At 45.2% G+C, this 23,672-nt stretch carries 25 protein-coding genes; 13 read left to right on the top strand and 12 right to left on the bottom strand.

Features of this window, described 5'->3' with window-relative positions; genetic code table 11:
• Positions 1-181 precede the first annotated feature (181 nt).
• Positions 182-1,045 (top strand): CARB/PSE/RTG family carbenicillin-hydrolyzing class A beta-lactamase, encoded by an 864-nt coding sequence (gene blaCARB, locus AK966_RS13835; protein WP_119464364.1) that lies wholly within the window; start codon positions 182-184, stop codon positions 1,043-1,045.
• Between the two features lie 74 nt (positions 1,046-1,119).
• On the opposite strand, the gene AK966_RS13830 is transcribed toward blaCARB, so the two are convergent.
• The 4 genes from AK966_RS13830 to AK966_RS13815 all read right to left on the bottom strand — a co-directional run bounded on the left by AK966_RS13830 (position 1,120) and on the right by AK966_RS13815 (position 5,794).
• Positions 1,120-1,695 carry a GNAT family N-acetyltransferase gene (locus AK966_RS13830; protein WP_119464363.1) on the bottom strand — a complete coding sequence of 192 codons (576 nt, stop codon included), beginning with the start codon at positions 1,693-1,695 and terminating at the stop codon, positions 1,120-1,122.
• Between the two features lie 7 nt (positions 1,696-1,702).
• A complete protein-coding gene (locus AK966_RS13825) occupies positions 1,703-2,866 on the bottom strand; it encodes a MerR family transcriptional regulator (protein ID WP_119464362.1) in 1,164 nt (387 codons plus the stop codon).
• 150 nt (positions 2,867-3,016) lie between these two features.
• Positions 3,017-3,415, bottom strand: coding sequence for an NUDIX domain-containing protein (locus AK966_RS13820; RefSeq protein ID WP_119464361.1), 399 nt, complete (start codon positions 3,413-3,415; stop codon positions 3,017-3,019).
• Positions 3,416-3,637: 222 nt separating this feature from the next.
• Positions 3,638-5,794, bottom strand: a complete 2,157-nt coding sequence (locus AK966_RS13815; protein ID WP_099080405.1) for a prolyl oligopeptidase family protein — start codon at positions 5,792-5,794, stop codon at positions 3,638-3,640.
• A 285-nt stretch (positions 5,795-6,079) separates the two neighbouring features.
• Between AK966_RS13815 and AK966_RS13810 the strand changes: the two genes are divergently transcribed.
• The 6 genes from AK966_RS13810 (at position 6,080) to AK966_RS13780 (ending at position 9,643) form a co-directional block, all read left to right on the top strand.
• The gene (locus tag AK966_RS13810; protein WP_099080406.1) at positions 6,080-6,505 is read left to right on the top strand and encodes a universal stress protein; all 426 of its coding nucleotides are present in this window, start codon (positions 6,080-6,082) and stop codon (positions 6,503-6,505) included.
• Positions 6,506-6,884: 379 nt separating this feature from the next.
• Complete coding sequence (locus AK966_RS13800) at positions 6,885-7,220, top strand: hypothetical protein (protein WP_099080408.1); 336 nt, start codon at positions 6,885-6,887, stop codon at positions 7,218-7,220.
• Between the two features lie 480 nt (positions 7,221-7,700).
• Positions 7,701-8,546 carry a patatin family protein gene (locus AK966_RS13795; RefSeq protein WP_099080409.1) on the top strand — a complete coding sequence of 282 codons (846 nt, stop codon included), beginning with the start codon at positions 7,701-7,703 and terminating at the stop codon, positions 8,544-8,546.
• A gap of 239 nt (positions 8,547-8,785) precedes the next feature.
• Entirely contained in the window at positions 8,786-8,998 is a 213-nt protein-coding gene (locus AK966_RS13790) for a cold-shock protein (protein WP_099080410.1), read from the top strand.
• A gap of 237 nt (positions 8,999-9,235) precedes the next feature.
• Entirely contained in the window at positions 9,236-9,445 is a 210-nt protein-coding gene (locus tag AK966_RS20190; RefSeq protein ID WP_099080411.1) for a hypothetical protein, read from the top strand.
• 57 nt (positions 9,446-9,502) lie between these two features.
• The gene (locus AK966_RS13780; protein ID WP_099080412.1) at positions 9,503-9,643 is read left to right on the top strand and encodes an adenosine deaminase; all 141 of its coding nucleotides are present in this window, start codon (positions 9,503-9,505) and stop codon (positions 9,641-9,643) included.
• A 119-nt stretch (positions 9,644-9,762) separates the two neighbouring features.
• Here the strand turns inward: AK966_RS13780 and AK966_RS13775 are convergent, their stop codons facing one another.
• Together AK966_RS13775 and AK966_RS19955 are read right to left on the bottom strand one after the other, a co-directional pair.
• Positions 9,763-10,020, bottom strand: a complete 258-nt coding sequence (locus AK966_RS13775; protein WP_259343773.1) for a LysR family transcriptional regulator — start codon at positions 10,018-10,020, stop codon at positions 9,763-9,765.
• A gap of 441 nt (positions 10,021-10,461) precedes the next feature.
• The gene (locus AK966_RS19955; RefSeq protein WP_182852682.1) at positions 10,462-10,629 is read right to left on the bottom strand and encodes a hypothetical protein; all 168 of its coding nucleotides are present in this window, start codon (positions 10,627-10,629) and stop codon (positions 10,462-10,464) included.
• A gap of 185 nt (positions 10,630-10,814) precedes the next feature.
• On the opposite strand from AK966_RS19955, the gene AK966_RS13765 reads away from it, so the two are divergent.
• A complete protein-coding gene (locus AK966_RS13765) occupies positions 10,815-11,288 on the top strand; it encodes a peroxiredoxin (protein ID WP_119464360.1) in 474 nt (157 codons plus the stop codon).
• A gap of 55 nt (positions 11,289-11,343) precedes the next feature.
• Here AK966_RS13765 and AK966_RS13760 read toward each other — a convergent pair whose 3' ends face one another.
• Both AK966_RS13760 and AK966_RS13755 read right to left on the bottom strand, forming a co-directional pair.
• A complete protein-coding gene (locus AK966_RS13760; RefSeq protein WP_099080414.1) occupies positions 11,344-11,748 on the bottom strand; it encodes an SPOR domain-containing protein in 405 nt (134 codons plus the stop codon).
• Positions 11,749-11,844: 96 nt separating this feature from the next.
• Positions 11,845-13,014 (bottom strand): D-alanyl-D-alanine carboxypeptidase family protein, encoded by a 1,170-nt coding sequence (locus AK966_RS13755; RefSeq protein ID WP_119464359.1) that lies wholly within the window; start codon positions 13,012-13,014, stop codon positions 11,845-11,847.
• Between the two features lie 442 nt (positions 13,015-13,456).
• Here AK966_RS13755 and AK966_RS13750 point away from each other — a divergent pair, with 442 nt between their 5' ends.
• Positions 13,457-15,067: a BCCT family transporter gene (locus AK966_RS13750; RefSeq protein WP_099080448.1), complete on the top strand. Its 1,611-nt coding sequence runs from the start codon at positions 13,457-13,459 to the stop codon at positions 15,065-15,067.
• A 64-nt stretch (positions 15,068-15,131) separates the two neighbouring features.
• Here the strand turns inward: AK966_RS13750 and yghU are convergent, their stop codons facing one another.
• Both yghU and AK966_RS13740 read right to left on the bottom strand, forming a co-directional pair.
• Complete coding sequence (yghU, locus tag AK966_RS13745; RefSeq protein WP_119464358.1) at positions 15,132-15,992, bottom strand: glutathione-dependent disulfide-bond oxidoreductase; 861 nt, start codon at positions 15,990-15,992, stop codon at positions 15,132-15,134.
• A 235-nt stretch (positions 15,993-16,227) separates the two neighbouring features.
• Positions 16,228-16,794: a TetR/AcrR family transcriptional regulator gene (locus AK966_RS13740; protein WP_119464357.1), complete on the bottom strand. Its 567-nt coding sequence runs from the start codon at positions 16,792-16,794 to the stop codon at positions 16,228-16,230.
• 99 nt (positions 16,795-16,893) lie between these two features.
• Between AK966_RS13740 and AK966_RS13735 the strand changes: the two genes are divergently transcribed.
• Entirely contained in the window at positions 16,894-17,427 is a 534-nt protein-coding gene (locus tag AK966_RS13735; protein WP_119464356.1) for a dihydrofolate reductase family protein, read from the top strand.
• Between the two features lie 67 nt (positions 17,428-17,494).
• Here the strand turns inward: AK966_RS13735 and AK966_RS13730 are convergent, their stop codons facing one another.
• The gene (locus AK966_RS13730; RefSeq protein ID WP_099080419.1) at positions 17,495-18,214 is read right to left on the bottom strand and encodes a beta-ketoacyl-ACP reductase; all 720 of its coding nucleotides are present in this window, start codon (positions 18,212-18,214) and stop codon (positions 17,495-17,497) included.
• Between the two features lie 283 nt (positions 18,215-18,497).
• Between AK966_RS13730 and AK966_RS13725 the strand changes: the two genes are divergently transcribed.
• Positions 18,498-19,151, top strand: coding sequence for a cupin domain-containing protein (locus AK966_RS13725; RefSeq protein WP_119464355.1), 654 nt, complete (start codon positions 18,498-18,500; stop codon positions 19,149-19,151).
• Positions 19,152-19,253: 102 nt separating this feature from the next.
• On the opposite strand, the gene AK966_RS13720 is transcribed toward AK966_RS13725, so the two are convergent.
• On the bottom strand, positions 19,254-19,493 hold the full coding sequence (locus AK966_RS13720) for a YdcH family protein (RefSeq protein ID WP_099080421.1): 240 nt from the start codon (positions 19,491-19,493) through the stop codon (positions 19,254-19,256).
• Between the two features lie 344 nt (positions 19,494-19,837).
• Here AK966_RS13720 and xdhA point away from each other — a divergent pair, with 344 nt between their 5' ends.
• The gene (xdhA, locus tag AK966_RS13715; protein ID WP_119464354.1) at positions 19,838-21,292 is read left to right on the top strand and encodes a xanthine dehydrogenase small subunit; all 1,455 of its coding nucleotides are present in this window, start codon (positions 19,838-19,840) and stop codon (positions 21,290-21,292) included.
• Positions 21,282-23,639 carry a xanthine dehydrogenase molybdopterin binding subunit gene (xdhB, locus tag AK966_RS13710; protein ID WP_119464353.1) on the top strand — a complete coding sequence of 786 codons (2,358 nt, stop codon included), beginning with the start codon at positions 21,282-21,284 and terminating at the stop codon, positions 23,637-23,639. Before xdhA ends, xdhB begins: the two co-directional genes overlap by 11 nt.
• The last annotated feature ends 33 nt before the right edge of the window (positions 23,640-23,672 follow it).

Genomic DNA, 23,672 nt, shown 5'->3' with positions numbered 1-23,672 from the left:
ACTTTAGCTATCTACATGTAAAGCAACGTCAATAAACGTAAAATCAGATAAAGCTTGGCATATGCAAAGATTCCTACAGAAAAAAGACGAAAATCTAACAGTGATTAAAGCATTCACTCGTTATAGTGCTCCTACTTATCGCAAAGTGCGAACCTGATTAAATAACACTAAGAAATCGATAATGAAAAAGCTATTGCTGCTATTTGAACTACTGGTCTTTTCTAGTGCAACTTACGCCGCCCAATTAAATGTGAATCTAGCCGCCATTGAGCAACACATCGCTGGTCGTATTGGCGTGTCTGTTTGGGATACACAGACAGATGAACAGTGGGATTATCGCGGCGACGAACGTTTTCCAATGATGAGCACATTCAAAACGCTCGCATGTGCCACTATGTTAAGCGATATGGATAGCGGAAAATTAAACAAAAACGCAACGGCCAAAGTAGAAGAACGCAACATCGTGGTTTGGTCACCAGTCATGGATCGCATGACAGGACAAACAACACGAGTAGAGCACGCGTGTGAAGCGGCGATGCTCATGAGCGATAACACGGCTGCCAATATTGTGTTGCGTAGCGTAGGCGGCCCAAGAGTAGTGACGATGTTTTTACGTTCTATTGGCGATAAAGCCACACGCTTAGACCGCTATGAACCCGGTTTAAATGAAGCAACACCTGGAGATAAGCAAGACACCACGACACCTAACGCCATGGTAAACACGCTACATACTCTGCTTGAAGGTGAAGCTCTGTCGTACGAATCTCGTACCCAACTAAAGATCTGGATGCAAGATAACAAAGTGTCTGACTCTCTGATGCGTTCTGTCTTACCTAAAGACTGGTCGATTGCCGATCGCTCAGGCGCTGGGGGCTTTGGGTCACGCGGCATTACCGCTGTGATTTGGAAAGAGAATCATAAACCGATTTATATCAGTATTTACCTCACAGAAACCGAACTCTCCCTTCAAGCAAGAGATCAAGCCATTGCGAAGATTAGTCAGCTTGTTCTTGAAGAATATGTAGACATCCCTAGTGCAGGTTAACGACTTAACCGTCCCCCTATAAAATTCAACGGAGCTTTGAGCTCCGTTTTTATGTTCACTTTTGTAGCAAGACGTTACCAGTAAACCGGATTATCTAGGGCTTGTGCACAAGACGAGCCACCCGCCACCGGCATCAACGCTTCATTCGTTAGTGATTGAGCTAACCAGCCATGCGGATAACTTAACTTATGTGGCGCTTTACACTGTGCTTCGGTCACTTGTTGGAAACCGACCTTAGAATAGAAGCTAGGGTCACCATAAGTGAATGCTAGGTGAACGCCCTGCAGCTTGAGTTGCTTTAACCCGAACTGAATCAATGCTTGCCCTACCCCTTTGCCTTGGCACTCCGTCAACGTTGCCATTGGTGATAGCAGATAGCCAGTTTCACCACTTTCGAAACGCAGTGGCGTAAACAATACGCCCGCAATTAGGCGATCGCCTTCTCTGGCAATAAAACCTTTTAGATCTTTTTCTGGCGTTGTTTTGAGTAGCTCACTCACCAAAGCACCTATGGTTTGACCTTCCACTTCCCCTTCTGAATCAGAGAAGGTTTGAGTAAATAGCGCAATCATCTCGCTGCTCATTGCTCTCTCGTAAGGAGAAAGTGTGTAGTGTGTTTTTTGAGTCTTTTGATTTGTTGTTTCGTTCATTTTTCTTTCAATCTTTTTGTAAGATATACATCTGGTACGCCACTTCATTGCCGCGACGTTTAACGATATCTAATTCAACTTGTATGTCTTTCAATGCTTGCGATGCTGGCATCTCTGCTTTCAAGCTTTGCACACGTTCATCCAGCGGGAGGTAGTAGTTATCCCAAGCCTGCTGGCTAATTGGAAACGTTTCTAGCACTCGGTAACCTGCGGCTTTCGCCTGTGCAATTCGCTTCTCGACACTGCCAATATCTGGGTACTCTTTCTGCCAAAATACCACCGTATCTTCGCTTGGTGTGTCTGTGTTCCAAACCAGATCGCTCACTACCAAGATACCGTCGTCTGCTAGCAATGATCGCCATGCTTTGAATGCGTTCTCAACGCCCATAATGTATGCACTACCCTCCGCCCAAATCAGCTTGCTTGCACCTTCTGCAAACGGTAACTCGGTCATGCTCGCGCAAACGGTAGTGATCTTGTCACTTAATCCAAGAGCTTGAGCTTTGTCTTGCAAGCGCTGTATAGATGGCTTGTCGTTATCAACCGCAGTGACATGCGCGTGTTTTGCTAAGGTGCGAGTTGCAATGCCCTGCCCGCAGCCGATTTCAAGAATATCATCAGGTTGCGTTGGCAATAAACTCAGCGCTTTTAACGTATCTTGCTCTGAGCCTGGGCCCCAGAACTCCAAGGTTTCAAATACGCAGAAGAAGTCCGCCATGTAGTCTTCGTGAGTATTCATGTCTTTTGATAACCAACGTAAGTGAAGGGCTTCTTTCTCGCTAAAACCTTGCGTCATTAGCCATTTTAAGTGCGCATCCGGCGCGACTTCATCCAAAGATTCATGCCATTCGGTTAACGGCGTTTCACCAAGCAGTGCCGCCAACAACTGACGCGATTTCTGCTTTTGCTCGATCTCTTCATCAAGCTGCTTGAGCCTCTCTAACATCAATTCGCGGTCTACTTTGGCCTCTAAACACGCTTTGCACTCTTTAAGCGTGAGTCCACCACTTTGCAATTGCTGGACCAAGCGTAAACGTTGTAAATCCGCATCACTATAAGCACGGTAGCCATTGCTTAACCGCTGCCCTTTAATAAGTTCGATCTTCTCGTAATAGAGCAATGTGGTGCGAGACAAACCCAGCATCTCTGCCAGTTCCGATATCCGATACATGTTTGTTTCCTCAGCGCTGATAAAAGCATCTTAAACTGTAGAGTTATAGACAGGTCAACTTTAATTTTGGAAAAAGATTCAAAAAACAAAACGCCCACAATTCACAAGCATTGTGGGCGTTTTAAATTTTGTCAGTGATTTAAAAGCAGGCTAATTCACTAACCCTTGCACAACTAGTTGAGGGAACACATCATTGCGGAAAATCGTGCTAATCGAAATGTTATCTACGTTTGAAGAATCCACCCATTTGCACTCTTCGATTTCATTGCTTGCGACAACATGACTAGCATAAGAATCAACAAAAAATACATCCATGATGAGAGTCACGCCGACTTTATCGTGAGCGGGCGCCTCAAAGCGACCAAAAGCCGTTAAGTCACTTTCTCTAACCGCAATACCGACTTCTTCTCGTAGTTCACGACACAACGCTTGCTCTGGTGTTTCACCACTATCAAGTTTCCCGCCCGGAGCGTAGAAGGTGTCTTTGCCTTTTGAACGCAAGACCAACAACGCCCCGTCTTTAATAATTATTCCTGCTGATTTATGCATTTAGATTCCTAAAAACACGACTGAAAACTCGCAGCATTCTACACCCAAGTCATCGACGTCAATACAAATCAGGGCTAATTTTGCCTAATGCCTTATATATTGCCCCATGAAAAATGAAGGTGGGTTCAAAGGAGAATAACTGGCAGCTCAATGTTCATAGAGCTTCGATTTCAAAACAAAAACGCAGCCCGATAAGCTGCGTTTGAGAAGGGAAAGGTACGGTTACAGTTTTTCGACGCCCATATTAAAGAGCGTAAAGCTGTATACATCGGCAGTTTTTTCAATAATTTTACTCGTTGGGGTCCCCGCACCATGGCCAGCATTGGTTTCAATACGGATCAGTGTTGGATTAGTACCCGCCTGTTTTGATTGCAACTCGGCAGCAAACTTGTAGGAATGTGCCGGAACCACGCGATCGTCATGATCGCCTGTGGTGACCATCGTTGCTGGATACTCAACACCAGGTTTCACATTATGCACAGGTGAGTAATCTTTCAGATATTGGAACATTTCTTTGCTCTGTTCCGAGGTGCCGTAGTCATACGCCCACCCAGCACCAGCAGTGAAAGTGTGGTAGCGCAACATATCCAATACACCTACCGCTGGCAGTGCCACTTTAAACAGTTCTGGACGTTGCGTCATTACGGCTCCAACAAGCAAACCACCGTTCGAACCGCCATTGATCGCCAGCTTTCCCTTAGATGTGTAATCTTTATCGATAAGGAATTCTGCTGCTGCAATAAAGTCATCGAACACATTTTGCTTGTGCATCTTTGTACCAGCGTTGTGCCACTCTTTGCCATACTCGCCGCCGCCACGAATGTTGGCTACCGCATAAATGCCACCGAGCTCTAGCCACGCCGCTCGGCTTGGGCTGAAGTAAGGCGTTAAGCTGACATTAAAACCACCATAACCATACAAGATAGTCGGAGCTGTGCCGTCTATTGGCGTCCCCTTCTTATAGGTAATGATCATCGGAATCCTAGTGCCATCTTTGGATTTGTAGAACACTTGCTGAGATTCAAATTGTTCTGGTTTGAATGGCGCATCGGATTTGTGGTAGATCGTGCTGTCTCCGTTTTCTATGCCTAGGCGATAGGTGGTGCTAGGCGTCTTGTAGTTGGTGAAAGTGTAATAGACTTCTGCATCCTCTTTCTTACCCCAAAAGCCGTAAGCACTGCCGATGTCTGGCAGTTTGATTTCTCGAATGAGCTTACCGCTCATATCGTATTGTTTGACCATGGATAACGCATCCACGATATAGCTCGCAAACAAAGTGCCACCCGCGGTCGATGGTTTAAGCACATTGTCTGTTTCTGGAATTAAGTCGTTCCAATGGTTCGGTTGTGGGTTACTCGCATCCACCGTCACGACCCGTTTATTAGGCGCATCGAGGTTGGTCACCAAATACAATGTGGTACCTTTGTTATCAATTACCCAAGTGTCAGATTCGGTATTATCCACAATGGTTTGCAGCGCACTGTCTGGCTTAGTCAGATCTTTAAAGAACAGCTTATTACCCGAAGTTGAAGTACTTGCTGAAATAAACAAATATCGTTGATCATCAGAGGTATAGCCGCGAATGTATCTGTGTTTCTCTGACTCTTTACCACCGAAGATAAGCTTATCTTCACTCTGCTTGGTACCCAGTTTGTGGTAATAAAGTTTGTGCTGATCCGTTTTCGCTGACAGCTCACTTCCCTCAGGTTTGTCGTAACTCGAATAGTAGAAACCATTGTTACCTAGCCAGTTCACACCACTGAATTTAATGTCTACTAGCGTCTCACCCACGGGCTGCTTAGTTTCCGTATTGAGAACGATCACTTTTCGCCAGTCGCTGCCCCCCTCTGAAATACTGTACGCCACTAGAGATCCATCTTTGGTGAAGCTCACATTTGCCAATGAGGTGGTGCCATCTTCGCTAAAGGTGTTGGGATCGAGAAAAACGTCAGGCTCACCATTGCCGAATTGACGATAAAGGACGTCCTGATTCTGTAAACCATCGTTCTTATAGAAGTAGGTGTATTTGCCTTCTTTAAATGGTCGTCCTAGTTTTTCGTAATCCATCAACTTGGTTAGGCGCGCTTCAATCAGCTTGCGATATGGCACTTGCTCTAGGTAATCAAATGTCACTTGATTTTGGGCTTTTACCCAATCAGAGGTCTCTTTGCTGCGGTCATCTTCTAGCCAGCGGTACGGATCGCTCACGTTGGTGCCAAAGTACTCATCAACCACATTAACTTTTTTGGTCATTGGATACTTCAGTGCCATTTCATGCACATGTTCAACCAACTGTTGCGTTGCATCTTCTGCAAGCACAGTGGATGAGACGCCCGTCATCGTAACGGCAGTAAACAGTGCTAAGGTTTTATTTTTCATAGACTTCCATTTCTTTTTTAAGGTCTTCTGTAACGCATCATGCATCTTACAAACTGTACTACAGATTGGGGGCATGGTTCCAACTCATTCAACTAAGAAAGAAACAAGCGGTTATTTTCATTGCGCACTAGTCCCCGCGAAATGAGTACGTCCGAAAGACTCTCTCTATGCAATGTAACATGATAATTTGACAAAACTTTAAGCAGTTTCGAGCTCTTCTCGGCACATTTTTTTCTGAAGCCATACTATGCTTAAGATAAATGCAATGTACGTAAGGGCGTGGCTATGAAATACAAACATATTCTTGTCGCACTGGAACTGTCTGATGAGAGTACTGTGTTGATCGATAGAGCTGTTTCAATGGCAAACTATCTCGGTTCCGAGATTTCATTTATTCACATTGACGGTACACACGGCGAGATTTATCCAGAGCTAGTCGACATCGTAAAATACCCTGACAACAGACCGCTAAGCGAACATTCAATGGAGTGCTTGAGAAGCTTCGGTGACTACATAGATCACCCACTTAAACGTTTTTTGGTTGGGACTGGTGACTTAGCGGATAAACTTGAAATCACCATCAAAGAAGAAGAAGTCGATTTGCTCATTTGTGGGCACCACCACGACTTCTGGAGCAAAATTATTTCTTACTCAAGACATCTCATCAATAAATGCCCGGTAGATATTTTAGTCGTGCCGATTCACGATTAAATCGACAAGAAAGCCGTCTACTGCAGGGCGGCTTTTAAATTAAGCCGCGCATTTCGTTCCACTCCCCTAAACTTCCTCTAAAAATAACCCCTATTCTGTTCACCCAGTACGCAATTCCAACTTCAGCGCAACAAACGTTGCTTGTTATGTTGACCAATTTATTTTGTTTGTCGCATCCAAGAGCTGACCATATCATTCGCCGCATGAAGGAATGAGATTCCTTTTTATGCTCTTTAATAATCAAATGCCGCACTTCTAAGTAGTCCATGACCTACAAAAGTAAAAGTTTCATTTTTTTCCAGTTTTCACTTTTACAACCACTGAGTAGAACATTTAACGCTTTGTTCTACACAACAGTCTATTCATGTAGGAATTTATCGTGGATAAATATCAAGCTGCTTACTCAAAACGTGTAGAAAAGCTAAAAGGCAACCGTTCGCCAAAAACTATTGCTCGCCTTTCTGCGTGGGATGCGTTTTTTAACAAAGAATATGAAATGCAAGACCTTGAGTCTCAAATGGCAGATTCGGCACGTAAACATTACGAGAAATCTGATGTAAAAAATGAAATTAGCTTTGGTTCATTCAAACGCTCGTTCTACAACGAATCGATCGTGATTTACGATTTAACCGATGGCGCATCAATTCAAAAAGTGTTCACGCCATTACTTGCGTTAACCGCGTTATGGGTAATGTTTGTGTATTTCTCACATTGATGATAAACCTGATAAATAAGCACTATTGGTACTGTACTGTTTACTCTGCTAATGATAACAAGTTGAGGGTTTGGGGATGAAAAAATATATAACGCGGCATTTGGATACGGCTTCAAGCTCTATCAGGAAGCCAATGGGTTCGTTTACCCAATCTACGAGAAGGCGTTTATTCTTAAATGCCTAAAATAACTCTTCTCTTACTTGCAACAACGGCCGGCGCCGGAGTCACCGGAGCGGCATTCTGTGTTGGCATCACCTACGCCTTTACACAACTGCCAATAACGCAAATTATATCAAGCTTATAATTCTAAAAAGTAGAGCATTTCGGTGCTCTGCTTTTTTACTATTTCCCCCTCAGCAAAGCTCAAAAGCGTTCCCACGCCACATTATGATGACCATCGTTCGATTTCCTCTTCCCTAAATTGGCTCAGATCTATTAAGCTACTTTCCCAATAAAAGGATAGTTAACGGAAGGATCGGATGAAACTGGTAGGTCCTCATGCACTGATTGTTGAAGGTGGCGCAATGCGCGGCGTATTTTCATGCGGCATACTCGATCGTTTTCTAACCGAAAATTTTTCTCCATTCGACAGTTTTTGGGGAGTATCTGCTGGAGCCAGTAATCTAGCGGCTTACCTAGCTAAAATGCCAGGCAGAAATCTGAAGATTTATCTCGATTACAGCTTACGCAAAGAATTCATCTCACCAACTCAATTGCTGCGTGGCGGAGATATGATGGATTTGGACTGGATATGGGAAATCACACTAAATGAGCTTGGTATTGATCATACCACTCTCGCTGCAGACCCTCGGCCTTTCTTCCTTGGTGTGACTCGCCAAGATAACGGACAAGCCGAGTATCATACTCCCACAATCGATATGCTGGCTGAAACGATGAAAGCAAGCAGTGCACTGCCGATTCTTTACCGTAACGGCGTCACATTAGGCAAGACAAAATACGTCGATGGGGGAGTTACAGATGCCATTCCAATTGCAGAAGCCATTAAAAGAGGTGCAACTAAAATCATGATCCTCCGAAGCCGTCCAGCCAGTTATCGTAAATCAAAAAGCAAGTTTAATGCTCTCACTAAACGCATGTTAAAAGATACGCCAGCGTTAATTGAGCCAATGCTCACTCGCCATATTCGCTACAACCAGTCCTTACAACTTATTCAGAATCCCCCTGTGGGCGTAGAGATCATTCAAGTTTGTCCTCCAGAGACTTTTAGGCTTAAACGCCTCAGTCGTTCTCCTGAACCATTGCATGATGCCTATAAGCTAGGTATTATCGCTGGAAGAGACGCCATCGCTCGGTGGAATAACTAATTAAAGTTAGTTAAATATAATTTAAAATAATTGTAGCTATTTTTTAAACACCCTGTATAGTGCGCTCTGGCTCTTAGAAAAGAGCTGTTAATGCTACATTTAGTTTAAGTTCCCTCTCAGTACCCCCCTGAATCACTCAATTCAGACACCTGCGTAAAACTTCCTCTTGATTGCACATTCAATAGCTTAAAAAAGAACCACCATAATTCATATATTTTTGTTTAAATTCAGAGGTTTTTATGTCTGGTAAAGTAACTGGTTCAGTAAAATGGTTCAACGAAACTAAAGGTTTCGGTTTTCTTTCTCAAGACAATGGCGGTCAAGATGTATTCGTACACTTCAACGCTATCGTTGCTGACGGTTTCAAAACGTTGACTGAAGGTCAGAAAGTAAGCTTTAACGTAGAAGATGGTAAAAAAGGTCCTCAAGCGACTGAAGTTACCCCTCTATAATATCGCTTTTCTTGGTGCGGCATGTCCATGCGGCACCAAACTCTCTCCCCTTCAAAATGTCTCACAACCAACACTAAGCAAACATTTTTGCTTGGCTTAATGCTGCCTACAATAAGTTAGGTGCTATATATTTATTAAATTATTTTTAGGAAAGATTATGTCTAAAAGAACAAGTCGTCAAAAACACTGGTTTCAATTATTGAACAAAGAAAAAATATCCAAGAAACAGGAGATTAAATGTTAGAGATTGAATTCAATTTAACAAAGCCGAATATTTCTTGGTGTGCCAAAATACACCAACTCAATAGTGATATTTTAAGACGACACATACTAAGAAAACTTCAATCTGCTTGCTATCTCATTGATTTTAAATATTGTGAGAAAACTCACTCAGGTAGCATACTGTGTGACTCGGGTTCAAAGTTAGGAAGTTTTACTATCAAGTAAATCCATTTTAATGCATTAATATAGTATTGAAATACAGCAAATTTAAAAGGTACTCAAATGGCTAGAAAAAGTAAAAAACAGGTAGCACAGGAAAAGAAAGAATCTGAGCAAAGCGAAGCAATTTTAAAACAACAAACACGCCGAAAAATTGAAGATATCATGGAGCAAAGAGCATTTGATAAATTGTTTGAACTCTAATAAGCGAACCCTCCATTTTCTGTTCTTTATTCCTCTCAGCTAAATATCGATGTGCAAGGTATCGCCACCCCTTCTCAGTTCACAATGAGTAATGCACAATTAACTTTAAGCCAACCCACTCAAAGAAGAAATGACAAAGCGTTTATTGCATTCCAGCGACTCAAACCTTGAGTGCTCTGGCTGCATGTACGCGATATTTTCCACAGCACTCGCGAGCGTCGGGTCGATTTGAGCAAAAACCGTTGGCGCAACACCGTGACTCTCACAAAAAATAACGCATCACTAAACACCTCCCTTAGTCTTACCACAGCTTGGCTTACCGCTGACTGGCTTACGACTAACCGTAACGCCGCTTTGGTGCAATTTCTCTCTTCCATTATCGCGACAAACGTGGGGGATTAAACTGTAATCTGAGTGCTTCATACTTAATGTTAACCAAGAAAAATAACCACTAAAATAAGTTTAACTTAAATTATATATAAACCAACTTATAGAGGTTTTTATACTATTTTGCGAATGTGATGACGAACTAGAAACAATAATCACCCGCTCAACGTTTACCCTCTTAACATCGACAAAAGGGATAACTATGAACGTCATAAAAGCCATAGGTCGCGTGATATATGCGATCTTGATGGTGCCAATAAAGCTCTCTTTGTTTATGCTTTTCGGTGCTTATCTACTCGCACCCACTGGCACTACCATTTAAAAAACATTGATATGAACTTGTTCCCCCCCTAACGGCACCATGATGGTGATTTTAAATTCCGAATACTTCAGCGGTTACCTATTTTCAGTCACTATAGCGCTCGCCATTTTCATACTCTATTTGCTATGGTAGATCCATGAAGTCGCAGTTCATCAAGCGCAAGAGTAGAGAAGTTCCCATATTCACCTGGTGTTTGCTTTATCACTTTGTGGCCTTTTTCTTCACAAAGCATGGTGATATTGGCACTCATCATCGCGTTCACTAACTGGGAACACATTAGCCACTCACTAAGTAACATTATTCGCAATAGCCTTCTGTCACCACAAACACAGCCCCAGACACCAGCCAAAGCCACTGAGGAATAGTCCATGTAAGACGTTATGATTCCGTACATTTTGATCATGTTGATTTTGGCGCTAGACTGAGTGAGCGGAACAAAGCATACACAAAAGGAAGATAATCATGATTAAACAAGGCCAAACACTGCCTGCTGCAACTCTTAGTGAACTGACGACGGATGGCATGGTGAACCATCAAGTGAGCGAACTTTTTGCCAACAAAAAGGTTGTCCTGTTTGCGGTACCGGGCGCATTCACGCCAACGTGTTCTGAAGCCCATTTACCTGGGTATGTCGTCTTGGCAGACCAACTAAAAGCCAAAGGCGTCGACCTTATTGCTTGCGTTTCTGTCAACGATGCCTTTGTGATGCAAGCTTGGGGAGAAGCACAAAACGCAAATGAAATAATGATGTTGGGCGACGGGGATGCGAGCTTTACTAAAGCACTTGGTTTAGAGATGGATACCGGGAGTTTTGGTGGCATACGTTCACAGCGTTACGCCATGCTCATCGACAACGGCGTCGTCACGAATTTAAACGTCGAAGCACCACAAACGTTTGAAGTGAGCAATGCAGAAACCATCCTCGCATTACTATAAATCAATAACTTAATTCAATCGGAAGCTTTTCAGCTTCCGTTTTTTTATTTCTGAGTTAACGCATTCTCACTACGCTGGTCTCTTGCTTACTTTGTAATTCAGCAAAACTGAGTACAAATGGGGCCGACTGCTTTACGCGACTTGGTAACGATGACAACGCATCGTATGCGTCTTGCTTGGTTCTGAAGTCACCAACGGTCACCGTGTACCAACGAGTGCCTCGGCTGTTTTTCCAGTTCACCCAAACTGGATGCTTCGGATCGATGTAGCGAATGTACTCTTTCACATCTTTCTCTTGCTTTAACGCCAGTACTTGCATGGTGTAGTGGCTCGGGTTTAGGTAGCCGTAAGCATCTTGCGATGACATCACCCCTACGCACTGTCCGCTGTCAGCCTGCTGTTGAGGCAAGGTACACCCTACAAGCGTAAAAGCTAATGTCAAAGATAGAATCTTATACACGTGTCACTCCGTTATTATTCTGAATGTATCTCTTTATGAGTTCTCAAAAAATAAAAAGGCGACCGTTTTGGCCGCCTGACTAAATTTGTCGAGTGATTAGAACCAACTTAATACCAAGCGTTTAACCCAGTCCACCAAGCGTTTAAAGATACCGCCCTCTTCTACTGGCTCAAGTGCCACAAGTTCGGCCTCTTTCACAACATCATCGCCCACTTTGTACACCACTTTACCAACCACTTGGTCTTTTTGAATGGGCGCGATTAAGTCACTGTTGTACTCCAGTTCGGCTTCTAGCTTGTTCACGTCACCTTTTGGCAAAGTGAGATAAACATCGCGTTCAACGCCGACTTTCAGCTCGTCTTGATCCCCCATCCATACACGAGCCGAGGCCATTTTTTTACCCGCTTTGGTTGGCACGACTGTATCGAAGAAACGGAAACCGTAACTCAACAGCTGTTTGCTCTCTGATTCACGAACACTGGGGCTCTTTGCACCCATAACAACAGCAACTAATCGCATGTCACCATTCGTCGCTGAGGTAGCTAAGCTGTAACCTGCACCGCTGGTGTAACCTGTCTTCATGCCATCGACATTCATACTGCGATCGCGTAACAATCCGTTGCGGTTGTATTGCGTGATTCCGTTATAAGTAAACGACGTTTCACTGTACATTGGATAAATATCGGGCAAGTCACGAATGATTGCACGGCCTAACGTCGCAATATCACGAGGGGTTGAATACAGACCATCACTGTCTAAGCCGTGCGGATTGGTAAACGCCGAGTTCGACAAACCAAGTTGGTTCGCCCAGCTATTCATTAAGCCGACAAAACCCACCTCGCTGCCTGCAACGTGCTCGGCAATCGCCACACTGGCATCGTTACCCGATTGCACCACCAACCCACGATAAAGTTCAGATAGAGAGACAGACGTCCCCACTTCAATGAACATTTTCGAAGAATCAGGGAAGTTCTTCGCCCATGCATTGCGACTGATCACCACTTCATCATCCAGACTGATGCTGCCAGATTTCATCTCTTGGCCTGCGACATAAGCTGTCATCAACTTGGTCAAGCTTGCAGGGTTGAGACGCTTATCCGCATCACGTTCTACCAACACCGTACCGGTGTGATAATCCATTAATACATAGCCACGTGAGCTTAACTCTGGCGCATTTGGTACCACGGTCGGAGCAGCAAAAAGAGGAGTGGAGATGGTCGTCAGGGCTGTGACTAACGACGCATTAAATACTAAATTTTTTTTCATAGCAGCATTCTTTGGCTTACAAACTAAGACGAGTATATTGAAACGCTGTTCAGTTACAGCAGCTCTGTTACGATTGGTTACGTTTACTCGATCTTTGTCGAAAAGAATGCGAAGTTGATTGAAAATTACTTATAAAAAATCCTTCGCTCAGAAACTGCAACAACAAAAGAGTTTGAACATCAATATACGATTACACGTCGGTAACCTCATCGTTCACGGTGCCCCCCCTCCAAGAACCAAACCAAAAAAAATTACACATCAAACGATTACCATTGCGCACTCACACATAAAATACCGCACAAAACGCTCATTATTTGCATGTCATTACATAAAACATTATCATTCCGTCACATTTTTAATTAGAACTCAAAACAAACGGAGGGCGGTTTTAGTGTTTTTCTTGCACAAGAAAGACACATTAAAAAGCGTACATGTTGTATTTATGGATAATGCACTCAAAAAATATAGTATCGAAACTACCGATTATCAGGTTGGCCAAGACAACGTACAAAAGTGGGGGTTTGATATCCACAACCCAGTCTTTGGGATTAGCGCAGGCCTTGTGATCCTTTGCCTTATTTCTCTTCTTATTGTTGATCCCGCCACTGCTCGTGAAGCCTTAAACGGCTTGAAAAACGGCATCATCGCAGACTTTGATCTGTTCTTTATGTGGTCAACAAACTTCTTCATCTTATTCGCTATCGCCATTCTATTTTCTCCGCTTGGTAAAATCAGAATTGGAGGTAAAGAGGCGCGCGCTGAACATTCAACCATTTCTTGGCTTTCGATGCTGTTTGCAGCAGGTATGGGAATTGGTCTCCTTTTCTGGAGCGTTGCAGAGCCAACCGCGTACTTTACTAACTGGTTCGGCACCCCACTCAACGCCGAGGCGTACAGTGATGAAGCAAAATCACTCGCGATGGGCGCGACCATGTTCCATTGGGGCATCCACGGCTGGGCCATTTACGCCATTGTTGCACTTTCCCTTGCCTTCTTCGCATATAATAAGGGACTACCACTGTCATTACGCTCAGCGTTTTATCCTTTATTTGGTGATAGAGCTTGGGGATGGTTAGGTCACATCATTGATATTTTGGCAGTGCTGTCGACATTATTTGGTCTCGCCACGTCACTCGGCTTAGGCGCGCAACAAGCGACTAGCGGTATTAATCACGTATTTGGTTTAGAGGGTGGCATTGGTATGCAGATCATTGTCATCGCTTTTGTCACCTTTATTGCCGTGCTATCGGTCATTCGTGGTATCGACGGTGGTGTTAAGCTACTGAGTAACATCAATATGATTGTGGCTTTTGCCCTACTGGCATTCGTTATTTTCATTAGTTTCGACGTTGCCGTGGCTTCTATTTGGGATAGCACAGTGGCTTATGCTCAAAATATTGTTGCGCTAAGTAACCCACATGGTCGAGAAGATACGGACTGGATGCATGGCTGGACCGTTTTCTACTGGGCATGGTGGGTATCGTGGTCGCCATTCGTTGGCATGTTCATTGCGCGAGTATCTAAGGGGCGTACCGTCCGTGAGTTTATTTTCGCCGTTATCGTTATCCCTACCGTCGTGACGCTGGTTTGGATGTCCGTATTCGGTGGTATTGCACTAGACCAAGTAGTGAACAAGGTCGGTGAATTAGGTGCACATGGCCTAACTGATATTTCCCTGACTCTATTCCATGTTTATGATGCCCTGCCTTACAGCTCGATCATCTCTGTATTGTCCATTGTTCTCATTTTGGTGTTCTTTATCACCTCTTCAGACTCTGGTTCTCTGGTCATTGATAGCATTACGGCTGGCGGTAAGATTGATGCTCCTGTACCACAACGTATCTTCTGGGCTTGTATCGAGGGGTCGATCGCAGCGGTGATGCTTTGGATTGGTGGTAAAGAAGCGCTGCAAGCGTTGCAATCAGGCGTGGTCGCAACGGGATTGCCGTTTACGCTTGTACTATTGGTGATGTGTGTGAGCCTCATTAAGGGCTTAAGGTCAGAGCTGCCAGCTTATCAAGATACAGCCGCAAAACACGCAGTGGCTCGCTAACTACTAAAAAATCTAAACGAGCGCCGTTCGAGCGCTCGTTTTGTTATCTAGCCTAACGCATTAACTAGTCGGGCTTTTTTGCAAGTACGGTGTCGATGTCCGCAGCGCTGTGACGTTCCGCTGCTTGTTCCCACTCCTCTCCCCATGTTCGGTTTACAATATGGCCACGCTTAACGGCTTCACGTTCATCAATCGCTTTCGCCCAACGCACGACATTCTTATAGCTCATGACGTCCAAAAACTCTGCTGAATCGTACAAACGCCCTAGCACCAAATTTCCGTACCAAGGCCAAGTTGCGATGTCTGCAATACTGTACTTGTCACCACCTAGAAATTCATTGCCCGCAAGGCGCTTATCCAGTACATCTAGCTGACGTTTTGCTTCCATCGTAAAGCGGTTGATTGGGTACTCGAATTTCTCTGGTGCGTACGCGTAGAAGTGACCAAAACCACCGCCAAGGTATGGCGCAGAACCTTGTAACCAAAATAACCAGTTCATTACTTCAGCACGCTGTGCGCCTTCTTTTGGTAGGAAGTGACCAAACTTCTCCGCTAGGTAGAACAAGATATTGCCAGACTCAAACACGTTTACTGGCTCATCACCCGAGCGGTCAACCAGCGCTGGGATCTTCGAGTTCGGGTTGACGGACACAAAGCCAGAACCAAACTGGTCGCCATCGCCAATCTTGATCAAGTATGCGTCGTATTCTGCTTCTGTTACGCCTGCCGCCAAAAGCTCCTCAAACATGATCGTTACTTTCTGACCGTTTGGTGTACCCATTGAGTAAAGCTGGAACGGGTGCTCACCAACTGGGAGCGCTTGTTCATGCCTTGCACCTGAATCTGGACGGTTGATGCTCGCCCACTGGCCGCCGTTTTCGTTATCGTTTGTCCAAACTTTTGGTGGAATGTATTCGTTAGTCATTGTTATCCCTTATTGTGTTTGAATGCATCTTCCAACTGACATCCTAATCGCGCCAGTAAGCATAATCAGATGTCCCCATCGCCACATGCGATAAAGCCTACTCAAGATATTAGGTCGAATTCGCCAATTAAAAGTCCTGCAATCTCTTTTAGTTAGAACCTTTGGTTATGGGAATTTCTTTCAGGATATATACCCGAGTGACTTCAAGACGCAGGATTCAGAGCGTTAACATGAGCTAGGTTCTTGATACCAATAGTGATGAACAAATCAAGTTCAGCGGCCCATCCATCATCTCGGTTTTAATCAAACTTGCATCATGACAACAACTGATCGACAGTGCAAAGCCGTGCAGGTAATCCGCCAATAGATCCAAACTGTCTTTCTCCACTTGCCGAGATAAACCCAAAGGCTCAATAATCCATTGATAACGCTCAGCGAACACTTGCGCCGGACCATGGGATGTCATACTCAATATGGTTTGCAACAGCCCGTTGTACTCACGCAACAGGTTAATATAACTAACACACAGGCTTTTAAGGCCGCTTTGCCAATCTTCACTCGCTTGGGGCCGATAAATGGCTTCCACCAGCGATGTGGTGAGCGCTTCAAGCAACGCATTCTTATTTTTGAAATAGTGATAGATCGCCATAGGATCCACATTCAATTGCATTGCCAACGAGCGGATGCTTGGCACCTTTCCATCCCTTTTCATCAATAACTTAGCCGACTCTAAAATACTTTCTGCGCTTAACAGTGACTGCTTTGCGGTCGGTCTTCCGCGCTTCTTTTCGTTGACAGACATTTGATCTTCCCGATAAACTCGCCAATATTCTACTTTGTAGGATTAATTTTAAACTAACCTTTAGCTTGGCTCAAGCACAACCCATTAGATGAGGTACTCATGGCAAACATCGTATTTATTGCGACCAGTCTGGACGGTTACATCGCAGATAAACAAGGTAAACTCGACTGGCTATATTCCGTACCAAATCCAGACCACGTCGATACCGGATTTTTCGCTTTGATGGAACGTATTGATGGCTTAATCATGGGGCGCAATACCTTAGATGTGGTACTGAGTTTTGATTGCGACTGGCCTTACCGCAAACCTGTCTTCGTACTCAGTAACACCATGACAACAGTGCCACAGGGCTACGAAGACAAAGTCTTTTTAGTAAAGGGCGAGCTAAAAGACGTGCTTGCTGATTTGAATGCAAAAGGCTTTAAAGAATTATACATCGACGGAGGTGTGACGATTCAGAACTTCCTAAAAGAAGATCTTATCGATGAAATAGTGATAACCCGCTTCCCTATCCTACTTGGCGGCGGCGCTCCCTTGTTCGGCAAACTGGATCAACCATTGAACTTTAAAGTCACCAAGAGCGAAATCGTGTTAGATACGTTGGTGCAAACGACTTACGTGCGTAAAAGGTAGGCTAATTACCACAGGAAAACGCCCATCAAAGTGAAGGGCGTCTATTAATTGAGCTATGTTTCGCTGTTTAAAGCACTAAACCGCCGTCAATCTTGAGCACTTGACCCGTGATGTAGGCACTCTTATCGGAAGCTAGGAAAGATACGCCATTAGCAATATCCTGAACCGACCCCATTCGCCCTAATGGGGTTTTCCCTTCCATCATTTGAATGACTTTCTCCGGTAAACTTCTTGTCATATCGGTAGAGATAAAACCGGGAGCGACACAGTTCACGCGTATTTGCGCCCCTTTTCTGGCGAGTTCTTTCGCCCAACCTTTGCTCATGGCGATCACACCGCCTTTACTCGCACCGTAATTACTCTGCCCAATGTTACCGTCAGTACCAACGATAGATGCTATATTGACCACACTTCCGCTCCCTTGCTCTAACATGACAGGCGCAACGCACTGAGTCAGCAAAAACACGGCTTTTAGGTTCACATCGATAACGCTATCCCAGTCTTGCTCTAGCATGTCTGGTAGCAACGCATCACGCGTGATTCCAGCATTATTGACCAAAACATCAATAGATTGATGTTGACTAATAATACTACCCACGACTTCATTCACTGCCTTTGCATCACACAGGTTTACTTGATAATGAGATAGTTGTTCAGAGTCGCTCCAGTCTATCGGAGAAATATCTAGCCCAACGACATGGAAACCGTCCTCAATAAGTTGTTCACAAATTGCCTGACCGATACCACGAGCCGCACCAGTAACGACTGCTACTTTTTCTTGTTTCATTTGGCCTTCCTTAAGTGTACAGATTAAAAAATTGCTTTATTCAACGCATGGCAAGTTGGCGATTTTCCATACGTAGTTTGATATTCTTATAATGCAACAATAGGAATATTCTGGAAGCCAGTAGAGAACTAATCAAGGTCGATAAATGTCAATTTGGTATTATCAGACCTATGTTACTGTTCTTCCTAGTCAAACTTGGGTAAGAAATTTCAACAGAAAAACTTAAACGTTAGTCAAGTGACAACGGTCATCCAAAGCCTCTCAACATTACTGGAGCCTGATCATGCTAAATATGGATTTTTCTCAGCGCATCGTTATCAATACAGGGAATGAAGAGTGGGTAAGTAGTCCAGCCTCTGGAGTCTGGCGAAAGCCGCTAGAGAGGGAGTCAAAAGAATCCGGGCATACTACCAGCATCGTGAAATACGAAGCGAACTCCGCTTTCGCCACGCATTTTCATCCGCTCGGCGAAGAGATCCTGGTTCTTGAGGGTGTCTTTTCAGATGAAAAGGGGGACTACCCTGCTGGCACCTACCTTCGCAATCCGCCCGGAAGCCACCACGCTCCGTTTAGTAAAGAAGGTTGCGTTATTCTGGTCAAGCTGAATCAGTTTGCTCCCAGCGACCTTAAAACCGTGCGCATCAACACCACAGCTGCAGAATGGCTGCCTGGCATAGGGAATCTAAAAGTGCTGCCTTTACACAACGTTGAGCATGAGCATGTTGCGTTAGTCAAATGGCCCAAAGGAGAGCGTTTTCAACCTCATCGACACTTTGGTGGAGAAGAAATATTGGTACTTTCCGGGGCGTTCAAGGATGAATTTGGCACCTATCCAAAACACACTTGGCTTCGTAGCCCACATATGAGTGAACACTTTCCATTTGTCGAACAAGAAACCGTTATTTGGGTAAAAACGGGACATCTTCCGATAAATTAAAAAATAGAGATTTAAAGAGAAATACAATGGTGCGAAGAGATATAAAGAAGAGGAGCAAACGGCTCGATGGCCGAGCCGCTATCTGTAATATCAAGGGCTCTGCTATGCACTCATGATTTTAGAATGCAGCCAATCTTTAAGTTCCGCTCTGTTGTGTTTAAGCGTATTCATTTCATTGTCATCAATAGGATTTCCGCGTAATTCTAGTTCCCTTATCTCCTTATCTAGCGCATTGTAGTTTTTTGCCGTTTCAGCAAATGAGGCGTCACTTGCTACTAATTGATTGATGGTATCTAAGTGCTCTGGGAATTCATGAGTTAATGAGTGATTTTCGCCTAACATAAAGACCTCTTTCGCTTGAGTTATTTCGATGTAATGATTGCTCAAATCTTAAGCAACTATGAGATAACTTTAGCACCTGTTCCGCAGTTAAATCGTCGAATTGCCCACAAAAAAGTAACAAACTGATTTTTCACGTTTTGCAAAGTGATTTTAATCGTCTTCGTCAATAAACTAAGTGACCCGTTTATAACGTCATCTTCGCCAGTTATCTTTTTATCGATTCCCCCGTTATACCCAGATTGACGCGAACCTATAATTCAGACAGTTGCCTGATACGAATTTGACCATCTGTAAAGGAATGACTAGCTTGTAAGCAATGGTGGTAAAAGTATCGTGGAGGTCTTGTGATCCGTTTTCTCTTAAACCAGACCTTGATGGAAGAAGACGATATTTCTCCTAATCTGACGGTATTGAACTATCTCCGCGAGCATGCACGAAAAACCGGTACGAAAGAAGGATGCGGTTCAGGCGATTGCGGAGCCTGCACGGTGGTGTTAGGTGAAATCATTGACGGACAACTCGAGTACCGAAGTGTGAATTCATGTTTAACCTTTGTTTCTGCGCTACATGGCAAACAATTAATCACAGTAGAAGACTTAAAAAGCGCAAAGAGACTCCACCCAGTTCAGCAAGCAATGGTCGATTTTCACGGCAGCCAATGTGGCTTCTGCACGCCAGGCTTTATTATGTCGATGTTTGCGCTGATTAAAAACACCCCGCACGCCAACAAAGAAGAAATCGCCCTAGCGCTAACCGGTAATCTTTGTCGCTGCACTGGCTATCGCCCAATCATTGACGCCGCCCTGTCGCTGAGCCAGCAAACGCCTATTCGTGACGCTTTTCTCAAGTACGAAAAAGAGACCATCGATAAATTGAACGCCATCGAAAAGCCGCAACTTGAGCATCATGTCGATGGAAAGATCGCCTTTTCACCGACAAGTTGTGATGAACTCGCCCAAGTTCTCATCGCTCACCCGAACGCAAAACTGTTTGCAGGCGGAACCGATTTGGCATTGGAGGTCACGCAGGCACACCACCGTATCGAAAAGCTCATTTATCTTGGTCACGTCGAGGATATGAAAACCATCAATCAAACCGAGACCCATATCGAAATTGGTGCAAATGTACCCTTTACCGACATTCATCGCACTCTAGCACCGCACTATCCCGACTTTGGCGCGCTGCTTCAACGTTTTGCTTCTCTGCAAATCCGAAACCAAGGAACCATGGGTGGCAACATCGCTAACGCCTCCCCGGTCGGAGATACTGCGCCATTGTTGATCGCACTTGGAACCACACTGATTTTAAGACGAGGTGATTACGTGCGTGAAATCGCGCTAGAAGATTTCTTTAACGATTACAGAGTCACAGAGCTCCAACCCTCTGAGTTTATTCAGACGATTCAAGTGCCTAAACCGCAAAAAGACCAAACCTTTAAAGCGTACAAAGTGTCCAAACGTTTTGATGATGATATCTCCGCCGTGTGTGGCGGATTCCTGCTGACCCTAAATAACGACACGATTACTGATGCGCGTATTGCGTTCGGTGGTATGGCGGCCATTCCTGCTCGAGCCAAGCAATGTGAACAAGCCTTAATCGGGAAGCCACTCTCACAGGTTTCAGTACATGCTGCCATGACGGCGTTAGAACAGGATTTTTCTCCCATTTCTGATTTCAGAGCAACCAAGGAGTACCGCACAGAGCTCGCCAAGAACCTGCTATACCGGATGTACATCGAGTTGAGCTACGCCAGAAACAACCAAGCCATTGATACGAGGGTCATTCACTATGCCCCATAAAACGCCCTCGTCCAAGAGTAAAAAATACCCAGCCTCTTCAGCAAAAGCGACATTGGTCACCGGTGTCGGTAAGCCAGTCAAACATGACAGTGCAAAAAAACAGGTGTCTGGAGAAGCACTCTATGTTGACGATCGCGCCGAGTATCCCAATCAACTCCACGTTTATGCCCTTATGAGCCCACACGCGCATGCGACCATCACGAAACTGGATGTGTCTCCTTGCTACAAGGTGCCAGGCGTGCAAGCGGTCATCACTGCGCATGATGTTCCAGGCAAACTCGATATCGGTACGATCCTCCCTGGCGATCCATTACTCGCCGACAGAAAGGTGGTTTACATTGGTCAGCCCGTGATTGCGGTTGCCGCCAACAGCCTCGACAATGCTCGAAAAGGAGCCAATGCCGCCATTGTCGAATACGCGCCGCTTCCCGCCTTGCTAGATGCCAAGCAGTCGCTAGCGGAAGGACTGTTTGTTGCCGATAGCCACACCCAGAAACGGGGCGACGCCACAGGAGCGATTGCCTTCGCACCACATGTACTGGAAGGCTCATTATGCATAGGTGGGCAGGAACATTTCTATTTGGAAACACAGGTTTCCAGCGCAATCCCTACCGAAGATGGGGGCGTCATCGTCTATTCTTCATCGCAAAATCCGACGGAAATACAAAAACTCGTGGCTTCGGTATTAAATATCCCCATGCACAAAGTGAAAACCGAAGTACGCCGGATCGGAGGCGGGTTCGGCGGTAAGGAAACACAGGCCGCATTTCCCGCCTGTATCGCCGCAATAATGGCTACGCAAACCGGGCAGCCCGTGAAATTTCGCCTGCCACGTCGAGAGGACATGATGATCACGGGCAAGCGTCATCCCTTCTTCAATCAATATAAAGTGGGGTTTGATAATAACGGCGTGATTCAAGGGATCGAACTGGCACTCTGCGCCAATGCCGGACACTCACCGGATCTTTCCCGCGCGATTGTCGATCGTGCCATGTTCCATGCAGATAATGCTTATTACCTTGGCAACGCCACGGTGACCGGACACTGCTTGAAAACCAATATGGCATCCAACACGGCATTCCGGGGGTTCGGTGGCCCGCAGGGCATGGTCACCATTGAACATGTGATGGATAGCATCGCCTATCAACTGGGTAAAGACCCGTTGGACGTACGCAAAGCCAATTATTACGCAGGGGAAGGTCGCAACGAAACTCACTACTACCAAAAAGTGACCGATAACTTCATCCATGAGATGACGACTGATCTAGAAGCGTCGTGTGACTATCAGGCGAGGCGTAAAGCCATCACCGAGTTCAACGCCTCCAGTCCGATATTAAAAAAAGGCATCGCCTTAACGCCAGTGAAGTTTGGTATTTCCTTTACGGCGAGTTTCCTTAACCAAGCCGGTGCGCTTATTATTGTCTACACCGATGGCAGCATTTGCCTTAATCACGGTGCGACGGAAATGGGTCAAGGAGTGAACACCAAAGTCGCGCAAGTCGTCGCAGAAACGTTCAACGTTGACATCAACACCATTCAAATCACAGCAACCAATACTGAGAAAGTCCCAAACACCTCTGCAACGGCGGCGTCATCAGGGGCAGACCTCAATGGCAAAGCGGCGCAGCAGGCCGCGATGACGATCAAAGCACGCATGGCCAACTTTGCCGCTTCCCACTTCAACGTCGCGACGGAGGAGGTCGTGTTCAACAACGACAGCATTTTACTCGGCACCAAACAGTCCATAACGTTTGCCAAGCTGTGTGAGCTTTGTTGGCTCAACCAAATTTCTCTCGCGGCGACGGGCTTCTATCGTACGCCGAAGGTCTATTATGACTACGAGAAAGCGCGCGGTCGCCCTTTCTATTACTACGCTTACGGCGTTTCCTGCTCCGAAGTCATTATCGATACCCTCACCGGCGAATACAAAGTACTGCGCACAGAGATACTTCACGATGTCGGTGCATCTTTAAATCCAGCGATTGATATTGGTCAGATTGAAGGTGGGTTCATTCAAGGAATGGGCTGGCTAACCACAGAAGAGTTAGTTTGGGATGATAAGGGGCAACTGGTGACAGCTGGCCCAGTGAGCTACAAGATCCCGACCGTCACCGATACCCCAACGATCTTCAACACTCGCTTAGTCGAGAACCGAGCCAACCGAGAACAAACCATCTTCCACTCGAAAGCGGTGGGGGAGCCGCCGTTCATGTTGGCGATATCGGTATGGTGTGCCATCCGTAATGCGATTGCCCACATGGCAAATAATGGAAAAGCCCCCACTCTTCCAATACCAGCCACACCAGAACACGTTTACAACGCCATCAAACAAGCACGCCAAAAGTAATCGGTACCGCAGAGTTCGACATCGTTAGCTAGG

Source organism: Vibrio sp. PID23_8 (genome assembly GCF_003584965.1).
Taxonomy (GTDB): domain Bacteria; phylum Pseudomonadota; class Gammaproteobacteria; order Enterobacterales; family Vibrionaceae; genus Vibrio.
Note: the sequence above shows the minus strand (reverse complement) of the source record. Positions and strands in the feature narration are given on the sequence as shown.